We start from the raw sequence: 9,603 nt of genomic DNA, 5'->3' as shown, positions 1-9,603 counted from the left end.
CTGAGGAAAGGTGTATATTTTCATTGATATGTAAATATGCACCTTTTCTATTGTATTTGCAATTTAATAAGGTTAATTTGAATTTATGTAACGCACATATGTGAAGCCATCCTTTAAAAAAGGAAGTGATATATCATACACATTCAAGCTGTGAAAATACCAAAGAATATTGAAAGTCATTTGTTTAAGCAACTTAGTAACTTGGTTTCAAATGAGAAGAAAGAACGAATGAAGCGTTTATTAAACTCATGCGACATTAATAGGACCCTGATAGGGGATTTACTAATCCGATCTCTAATCTGCCAAAAATATAAAATTAATAATGAAGAAATTAGATTTATATAATGAGTATGGAAAACCTTTTGTTGAAAATTTTTCTGACTTTCATTTTAATCTGTCACATTCAGAAGAATGGGTGGTTTGTACTACTGCTAATTTTAATGTGGGTATTGATATAGAAAAGGTTTCATAAATAGAGGCTCTTAAATTAGCAAATGAATTTTTTTCAGAGGAAGAATTTTATGATATATCTAAAATGAATTCTGATGAACAAATTAATTATTTTTATGATTTATGGACATTAAAAGAAAGTTATATAAAAACGATTGGAAAAGGGCTTTATATCCCGTTAAATTCATTCTCTATAAAAAAAGAGTCACGAACTTTAATTTCATATAAGTATATACCTCAAAACTTTTACTTTAGACAATATAACATTGAGCCAAATTATAAGATATCTGCTTGTGCAACAAGGGATGAATTTCCGCAAGAGATAATAATTAAAGACATTTATTCAATTTGCCAAAATATATACAAATTTGAAAGTAAGGAGAAAATCAATGCAGAAGACTAAACTTTTTTGCTTTCCACATGCTGGGGGATCTGCGTTTAGTTACGCAAAATGGAAAAATCACTTTAATCCATATATTGAGGTAGTCCCTATAGAGTTAGCTGGTAGAGGATATAGAATTGAAGAAAACTTGTACCAAAGTATGGAAGAGGCCGTAAATGATGTCTACAATAATATAGTTATGCAGATAGATGATTCGCCCTACATTCTATTCGGGCATAGCATGGGAAGTTTGATCGCCTATGAAGTAGCCAGAAAAATAAAGGACTCTAAAAACGTATCGCCTGAATTTCTTGTTTTGTCCGGTAGAAACCATCCAAATAGTAAAATAAAAAATATCCGATATAATCTTTCTAATGAGCAATTTAAAAGAGAAGTTATTGCAATGGGAGGTACACCATCCGGGGTACTTCAATCAGAAGAATTAATGGAGATTTTTCTCCCAATTCTAAGAGCAGATTTTAAAATTGTCGAGACATATATTCATGACAATAATATACAACCATGTGATATTGATTTTCTTATATTTAATGGGGAAAATGATGAATTTACTACATATGATCAAGTAATAAAATGGGAGCAATATACAAGTAAAACGTGTACTCTCCATTCTTTTGAAGGTAATCATTTCTTTTTAAATGAAAATATTGAAGAAATAGCAAAGAGTATTATAAGAAAGTTAGATTCTAAAAGATTATCAAATAGTTTTTAGAGGTTTTCTAAGTATATTCATGGCTAAGGAACAAAAATATTAAATGTGAAAAATAAAGGTACTGCTGAAATATCATTGAATAAAGACATTGAAGCCTAAACGAACTGTTCAAAGGCGGGAAAAAAGACTCATTGAATCTTAAGAGCTACTTCCCGTATTTATGTAAAAAAGTGATGCAACTTACTTGCATCACTTTTTTCATCTTTTTATTTTCTTTCTAAAGGTTCTTGCGCCCTCATTTTACAATAGTTATTTCTAAAATTATTATACTGTTTAATATATCTTTGTTATTTCTAAAACTTTCCCCTGATTCCACATAACAATGCAGTGCTTTAGTAAATTCCTCATTTTTATTAGCTAATATTTCGACCATTGAACCAGGTTCTTTTTGCGTTAAATGATGTAACTCTATTTATTATAATCTTTTTTTATCTCCTTTTGTTCAATATTATTGTGTACAGAACTATACAATTTTCTGTACACAAAAAGAGATTTAGCTGTTATGCAAAATATAGGCGAAATCTCTATACATATGAAGTTTTAAAAAATAGGCTATCACATATAAAATTTTCAAAATATAAATTTCATTAAAAAGCACTGTCTAATAAGGTTCTGGTTTAAAAATCATTTTGAACACATATGCATTAAGAACTTTAATGTTTTTAAAAATATTCTAAAGGTATCCCTAATCTACTCTTCACAGGAATTGATGGTAATTTCTTATTTTGGGGAAATGGATGGTAACCCTTGTATATTTTCCTTCTGGTGATTGAATAGAAATATCATGCCCTAATTTTAAAGCCATTTGTTTCGCAAGATACAGGCCCATTCCAGTAGATTTTGTATGTGTTCTTCCAGTAGAACCTGTAAATCCTCTTTCGAATACACGATGTATATCTTCTTGCTTTATCCCAATGCCTGTATCTTGAATAAGCAATCGATTTTCTTTATGATCCTCCTCAAAACGGAAAAAAATCTCTCCACCATCATTTACATACTTTAAAGCATTTGCAGTAATTTGGAAATATGCCTATTGATCCCATTACAAAAACTGATATGTCTCAAGTTACTATAAAAACATCGATAGAATTAAAAGACGAAGGGGAAAAAAATGCCTGTTTATAAAGATTACGTTACAAAAAAATCACATGTTCGAGATGTTGAAATTCTTTCTCCAAAGGAAGCATTTCAAAAATTGAAACAAGGAGAATTTGATCCTATAGGATCTTTCAAAGCAGGTGATACATTATTCATTACAAAATATAATATAGAATACTACACTGATACAAAAGGTTTTTCTCAACCTATATATGTTTTTGAAGTACATTTAAATGATAATGACGAAGATATTTGGTCTCAACCTATTTCTGCAAGGAAATAGCGTAAATTTGGTTCTTTTGCAAAATTTGTAAAGAAATAAACAGAGACATGAATGTATGAGGAAATATTATGAGGAGGAGTACTTGCTGTAATTCATGATACTTCCAAAAGGCGGAGTCCGTTTAAAGACTTCGCCTTTGTTTGTATAGTGAATGCCCAGGGGATAAGGGGCAGCATAAAATGCTTATTTCTTTTGGTGTTTCGATTTTTCTTCAACAGGAATTTGCATATTCATAATTATCTGTCCTTCTGGATAAAACAGATTCAATTCATGTAAATCTGTTTCAATTACATTACATGATCTAAACTGTAAACCATTTCTCTCTATATAGTCTGTAATATTTGTATATATTTGACGTCGTATTTCATCCATATGCTCTTCTGTACATACGTAATCAACGCAAAGATAATTACCTGCAGGTATACTAAGAATTTCAACATGCTCTATCTCTGTATCGTTCAAAACAGGATAATAAACTGAAAGTCCCAGATCATCATTGAATAAATTCTTAATAGAACACATTGTTATAAATTGTTCTTGAAAAAATTCACCTTGCTTAAAAATAGAACGGAATTTCTCAAAAAAGGATTTTACACTATTAAAGTTTTCTCCTTTGATGTGATAATATTTTCTTTCCTCAAAATAGACACTTTGAATCTTATTGAAGCTTCTACTTCTATTTTGAAGGAGATCGAGGAGCCTAGTAATTTTCTTTTGCATTTCAATAAATCGATAAATTTCAGTTTCAATATCATTTTTTTTGTTCTGTAAGATATTTATATTGTTTATTATATTTCTCTTATTTATTACTAAATCAATTTCTTCAATTGAAAAGCCTATATCTTTACAAAAGAAGATCTGGCTAATTCTCTGTAGGTCTTCATTTCCATAAAGTCTATAGTTATTTTTACCCACCTTTGGCTGAACTAATCCTTTTTCTTCATAGAATCGAAGTGTTTCTTTCGTTGTATTAAAAATCTTAATTACTTCACTTTTAGTTAACTTATAGCTATCCATCTAATTATATTGCCTCCTATAAGGAATAATATTCATACTATAAACTATGTGGTTACTTCATAGTCAATAAAAAAAGAATTCTTTTTAACCAAAAATGGTCGTTTTGGAACGAAAAGTTTCTAGTACAAAATTATGTTTTGTTTTATGTAATCCCATTACCTACAAATATACAATTATAATAAATTTTCAATTTTAGGGTTATCCCTGCATTTTATCTTTATACCAGTAGGCTATTATCTTGATATAGCTATGTTACAGGTAGTAGTGATGGAAATAGTGAAAGGTTTTTAATTGGTTAAAATATAAAATGAACTATTTCTTCATAAAAATAAAATTAATCGTGGAGAAGATAAAAGATGCAAAGAACAATATTAATTGTAGAAGATGAAGATATTTCAAGTGAAATTATGAAGGATTATCTACTAAACCAAGGGGATAACGTCTTAGAGGTGATTGATGGGAAAGAAGCATTATCTATATTTGAAGAACATGAGGTGTATTTAATTATTTTAGACATTATGTTACTGGAATTAGATGGTTGGGTGGTCTGTCGGCGAATTCGTAAGAACTCTAATGTATCTATTATTATGCTAACAGCTCGGGTGGATGAGGATGATACTTTACTGGGATTTGAACTGGGAGCGGATGATTATGTTACAAAACCAAATAGTCCTCCTATTTTATTGGCAAGAGCAAAACGATTAATTGAAAGCCGAGATTCTTCTGTTCATGATGCAGCTAATGAATTTAATGCAAAATCAAGGGATTGTGATTACAAGAGAACAACTTATCACTAAAATTTTGGGTTATGAATTTGTTGAGGATGATCGGACTGTCAATAGTCATATCCGTAATCTGCGTCAGAAATTAAGGGGGAAAGCAACTTGTATTGTAACCGTTGTTAGAATTGGCTATAAATTTGGGAGGCAGGTATGAAAAAAGGAATTGTACTAAAATTGTTTATATTAACTACAGCATTATGCACACTTATTTTAGTAACTATTTTTATTGGGCAAACCATATTTTTTAAGCAATACTACGCAAATCGAAAAGTTAATGATATTAAGAAGAATATTCAATCGTTTGAAAAAGCATATGTAAAAGCTGGAGATGACATAGATGCAATTCAAGAGTTGGAACAAAATTTTTATCAAGAAAATACGACATGGGTTACAACGCTAGACAAAGTAGGGAATATAAAATATGCAAATGATTTTTCTTTAGAAATTCAGTTAAACCCTAATCAAAATAAGACCTTTTCTCAACGTTTAATTCAGATTCCATTGTATAGTTTTATCGATTTAGAAGATATACAAAGGGTAAAATATAGTTTAGAACAGGATAGTCATATTATTATCGATGGAGTACAGGAAGGGGATGCAGTAGTCCCTGCGATGTTAACAATAAAAGAGAAGAATTTTGGGCTGGAGAACAAGCAATTGTCAGAAAGGTTATATGGCCCAAAAGCTGCATATTCAAAAGAAAGGGCACAGTTATATTTAGCAGGGAGCATTAAGAAAGTACAATTACCGGAGGGGACTGTAGGAACTAACTCTATTTATCGAAATCGTGTATTTATAGATAGAATAAAACAATTTCAGGTTGATTTAATATTAAATCAAAACCCAAGTAATATTACTTCTACAGAAATAGTGGATTATGAAGAAAATGATATTAAATATAAACTATTAATCAAACCGACAATAGATGTAGATGGTAAGGAAAATTATATATTTGCTATGACATCATTGCAACCAGTTGATGAAGCTGTGCAAATGATAAAGGATTATTATATATATTTAATTATCTTTGTATTGATTTTAATCGTTTTGATATCGTTCTATTACTCAAAGAAAGTTGCCAAACCACTGTTACAAATAAATGATACTACAAAAAAAATCGCTGGTCTAGATTTCTCAGAGACGATACCTATTACCACAAAAGATGAAATAGGTGATTTATCACAAAATATTAATACACTTTCTAAAGCTTTGCATTCGTATATTAATCAATTACAGCAAGATATAGAGAAAGAAAAGCAATTAGAAAATACACGTAAAGAATTTATCGCGGGTGTTTCACATGAGTTAAAAACACCTTTAAGTATTATGAAGAGCTGTATTTCAATTTTGGAGGATGGTGTTGCTAGTAATAAAAAGGATTATTACTTTAAAGCAATGTCAAAAGAAGTAGATAAAATGGATATGCTCATTATTGATATGCTGGAGTTAGCAAAATTCGAGTCTGGTACGTATAAAATGAAAATGAATGTTTTCCATATTGATGAGATGATTGATTACATATGCGAGCAATTAACCTCGGATATAACAGCTAAGCAATTACATGTCCATAAACAACTTTCTAAAATTGGGGTAGTTGCAAATCCTCATCGAATAGAACAGGTTATAACTAACTTTATTACGAATGCGATTCGTTACACACCAGAACATGAGAATATTATTATTTCTACAATAGAAGAGAACGAACGTGTAAAAGTATGTATAGAAAATAAAGGGGCTCATATCGCGCCAGAACACTTAGAAAAAATATGGGATCGTTTTTATCGAGGAGATACGTCTCGTCAACGTTCTAAAGGTGGAACAGGATTAGGCCTTGCGATTTCAAAGAATATACTAAACCTGCATGGCGTGGAATATGGTGTATTGAATACAAAAGATGGAGTGTTATTTTTCTTCTATTTAAATAAAGACGTGTAGAACGAAAATTCTACACGTTTTTATCATTTTTAAACAAAATCGACATTATCTGCATCTTATCTTTATCCGTCTCTATTAATCTATTTATTGTAAATACCGGTTGAAACTAATGATTCAGTCGAGTAAAGGCTCAGCCTTATAAATAATGAATATGAAAATTAATAGGGAAAGGATTGAAAAATAATGAAAGAATCACAAAAAAAGAAAAAAACAAGTGTATTAACTAAGGCAATAATATCTCTAGGAGTTGTATTAGCAACGACCTTTTTCACATTCTTTTTAATTGGGGAATGGAACTCTACCCCAGCGAAGGGAGTGGCTAAGGAAAGTATGAAATATGTTAATACGCAACAACAAGAAAAGAAAAAGGAAACATCACCGGCAAAACAAAAAAGACCTGATGGAAAGCCAGTAGGAAAAGTTGTTTATTTAACATTTGATGACGGTCCTAGCGAATTAACTGGGAAATTTTTAGATGTACTAAAAGAGCAAAATGTTGCTTCGACATTTTTTATGCAAGGTAGCAATTTACAAAATACAGGTTTTCAGGAAAATGTAAAACGAGCAGTAAAAGAAGGGCATTATATTGGTGCACATAGTATGACACATAATAGTGATAAGTTATACAAAAAAGGACAATTTGTACCAGAGATGAAAGAAACGTTAGATCTTATTCATAATATTACGGGTACAACTCCTAAACTAGTCCGTCCACCATATGGATCTGCACCAGGATTAAAGGGTGAGGAAATTCGTAATCGAATTGTAGAAGCTGGAATGAAAGTTTGGGATTGGACAATTGATTCAAATGATTGGAAATTAAAAGATAATCCCCAGCAAATTATAGAGGATGTAAAACGTACAACAACAGAGGATGTAGAAGTGGTGTTAATGCATGAAAAACCACAGACATTACAAGCACTTCCAGAAATCATTAAATTTTATAAGGAAAAAGGATATGAATTTGGAGTATACAATGAATCGGATCATTTTCAATTAAATTTCCAGAAAGATCAACGTCTATAGTATATACATGGTTATCTTTAAAATTTGGTTTTTATCAGTAAAAATGTTATCTAATTTTACTAATAAAAGCACTATAAGGAATGAAATTGTATATGATTAAAAAAATAATTACAATCCCATTGATAAGTATCATCGCTTTATCAGCTTGCGGAAATCCAGATAGTAAGACAGTTATTACTAGTCCAGTCCCTAAAACAGACTCTTCTTCTACCACTTTTGAAAAAGAGCACATCTCTTCGTCTAATATAGATACTTCGACATTTAAATCTATTTTTAAATCAAGTGTATTTTTAGGGGATTCCATTACAGATGGACTTCATGATATTGATATATTAGACGAAAAAAACATTGTAAGTGGTATAGGGAAATCAATTGGAGATGCTCAAAAAAATATAGAGCAAGTAGTTAATCAAAAACCGAAAAATATATTTATTTTACTTGGATTATGTAATCTTAGTGAAACAAAAGAATCTGCAATAACCCAATATTCCCAACTGATTCAAAAAATAAAAGAAAAATTACCTCATACAAAAATAAATATCCTATCAATTACACCAGTTACACCAGAGCGTATACAAAAAGAAGGGCGTTATAATAACATTAATGATTTTAACGAAGGATTTAAATTGTTAGCAAAGAAAGAACAGGTGAATTTTATCGACTTGTCCCCGATATTTAAAGATAATCCAGATCTCTATGTTAATGATGGCATCCATTTTAAACCTGAATTTTACTCGATTTGGTTAGAATATTTAAAAAATCAATTAAAATAAACAAAAACGTGTTTTATTTATTTCTTTTAATTTGTTTAATGTATATAAAGCTAATATAAAAAGGAAGTGAATTATTGCTAGCTACAATAATTCACTTCCTTTTTTGTTTAAACTAACACATATTCCCTACCTTGAAATCGACAATTAACAAACCATTTCATGGGTTATTAAACACATTTTCTTCAAACAAATTTCATATTCAATTTCAGAAATATAAGCATAAAATTATTCATCTGTTAAGTTATTTAATAACTAATTTTCAAAATGTGGATTCTTTAAATTATATCTATATAATCTGCATCTCATCTTTACCTATAACGCTTAATCTATATTTTGTAAACGGAAGGTCCATATTGAAAACAAAATAGCAGTGCTATATACACCAGTGCTTATGAAATAATGATTTGAGAGGAAGATAGAAATGTTAAAGAAAGTATGCGTTTGTCTACTTACGGGGGCTGTTGTATTGTCCTCCGCAGCCTGTGTAAATAACGGGACTGAAAAACCATCAAATAAGGTTACTCAAAATGCTACGCATGAAAAAACATCAAAAGATAGTGCGTATAAACCTATTTTTAAAAATAGCTTATTCTTTGGAGATTCCATTACTGAAGGAATGATTGATCAAGAATTAATAGAAGATAAAAATATTATTGCTGACAAGGGGAAAGTTACAGCAATCGCAATAGAGGAAGATGTTAACAAAGTAATAGAAAAAAAACCTGAACATATTTTTATGAGTTTTGGAACGAATGATTTACTGATGCCTATGGATCTCGAAGGAAAACCTATCGAAAATCCAGTTAAGTTTTCAATAGATAACTATTCCAAATTAATACAAAAAATAAAAGAAAAACTTCCAAATGTAAGCATACACCTTTTATCTGTTACACCAGTTGCAGATAAGGTATTACAAGAATACCCACAATATAAACATATTGATGAATATAACGTGAAACTTAAAGAATTAGCAAAAGCTGAGAAAGCAGAGTACATTGATTTATCTCCAATATTTGAAAATAACAAAGATTTACATGACCAAGATGGTGTACATTTTAAAGTTAATTATTACAAGCTACTACTTGAACAATTAAAAGGTGCTGTTAAGTAGTACCTATACTTGAAAT

General features: G+C 30.0%; 7 protein-coding genes and 4 pseudogenes. 8 read left to right on the top strand and 3 right to left on the bottom strand.

The genetic code is table 11. From position 1 onward, the window contains the following. Positions 1-150: 150 nt before the first annotated feature. Both JDS98_RS23760 and JDS98_RS23755 read left to right on the top strand, forming a co-directional pair. Positions 151-853, top strand: a pseudogene (locus JDS98_RS23760) (4'-phosphopantetheinyl transferase family protein). After that, positions 840-1,562: a thioesterase II family protein gene (locus JDS98_RS23755; RefSeq protein ID WP_098912089.1), complete on the top strand. Its 723-nt coding sequence runs from the start codon at positions 840-842 to the stop codon at positions 1,560-1,562. Before JDS98_RS23760 ends, JDS98_RS23755 begins: the two are co-directional and overlap by 14 nt. Before the next feature lie 235 nt (positions 1,563-1,797). Here JDS98_RS23755 and JDS98_RS23750 read toward each other — a convergent pair whose 3' ends face one another. Together JDS98_RS23750 and JDS98_RS23745 are read right to left on the bottom strand one after the other, a co-directional pair. Continuing rightward, positions 1,798-1,935, bottom strand: coding sequence for a hypothetical protein (locus JDS98_RS23750; RefSeq protein ID WP_242480991.1), 138 nt, complete (start codon positions 1,933-1,935; stop codon positions 1,798-1,800). A gap of 324 nt (positions 1,936-2,259) precedes the next feature. Beyond that, positions 2,260-2,583, bottom strand: a pseudogene (locus JDS98_RS23745) (ATP-binding protein); the annotation flags it as partial. Here JDS98_RS23745 and JDS98_RS23740 point away from each other — a divergent pair. Further along, a pseudogene (locus JDS98_RS23740) lies at positions 2,580-2,943 on the top strand (VanZ family protein); the annotation flags it as partial. The pseudogenes JDS98_RS23745 and JDS98_RS23740 sit on opposite strands and share 4 nt — an antisense overlap. Before the next feature lie 183 nt (positions 2,944-3,126). On the opposite strand, the gene JDS98_RS23735 reads toward JDS98_RS23740, so the two are convergent. Then, positions 3,127-3,960, bottom strand: a complete 834-nt coding sequence (locus JDS98_RS23735; RefSeq protein ID WP_199634399.1) for a MerR family transcriptional regulator — start codon at positions 3,958-3,960, stop codon at positions 3,127-3,129. Between the two features lie 356 nt (positions 3,961-4,316). Between JDS98_RS23735 and JDS98_RS23730 the strand changes: the two are divergent. The 5 genes and pseudogenes from JDS98_RS23730 to JDS98_RS23710 all read left to right on the top strand — a co-directional run bounded on the left by JDS98_RS23730 (position 4,317) and on the right by JDS98_RS23710 (position 9,587). Further along, a pseudogene (locus JDS98_RS23730) lies at positions 4,317-4,896 on the top strand (response regulator transcription factor). After that, positions 4,893-6,677, top strand: coding sequence for a sensor histidine kinase (locus JDS98_RS23725; protein ID WP_199634398.1), 1,785 nt, complete (start codon positions 4,893-4,895; stop codon positions 6,675-6,677). The pseudogene JDS98_RS23730 and the gene JDS98_RS23725 overlap by 4 nt, the downstream one beginning before the upstream one ends. 183 nt (positions 6,678-6,860) lie before the next feature. Further along, positions 6,861-7,703 carry a polysaccharide deacetylase family protein gene (locus JDS98_RS23720; RefSeq protein WP_000665153.1) on the top strand — a complete coding sequence of 281 codons (843 nt, stop codon included), beginning with the start codon at positions 6,861-6,863 and terminating at the stop codon, positions 7,701-7,703. A gap of 92 nt (positions 7,704-7,795) precedes the next feature. Then, positions 7,796-8,476 carry a GDSL-type esterase/lipase family protein gene (locus JDS98_RS23715; RefSeq protein ID WP_098912084.1) on the top strand — a complete coding sequence of 227 codons (681 nt, stop codon included), beginning with the start codon at positions 7,796-7,798 and terminating at the stop codon, positions 8,474-8,476. Between the two features lie 421 nt (positions 8,477-8,897). After that, entirely contained in the window at positions 8,898-9,587 is a 690-nt protein-coding gene (locus tag JDS98_RS23710; RefSeq protein WP_199634397.1) for a GDSL-type esterase/lipase family protein, read from the top strand. Positions 9,588-9,603: the final 16 nt, after the last annotated feature.

The organism is Bacillus cereus group sp. N11, from assembly GCF_016483605.1.
Lineage (GTDB): Bacteria > Bacillota > Bacilli > Bacillales > Bacillaceae_G > Bacillus_A > Bacillus_A toyonensis.
The sequence above is the reverse complement of the archived record's forward strand: the minus strand, read 5'-3'. Positions and strand labels throughout refer to the sequence as shown.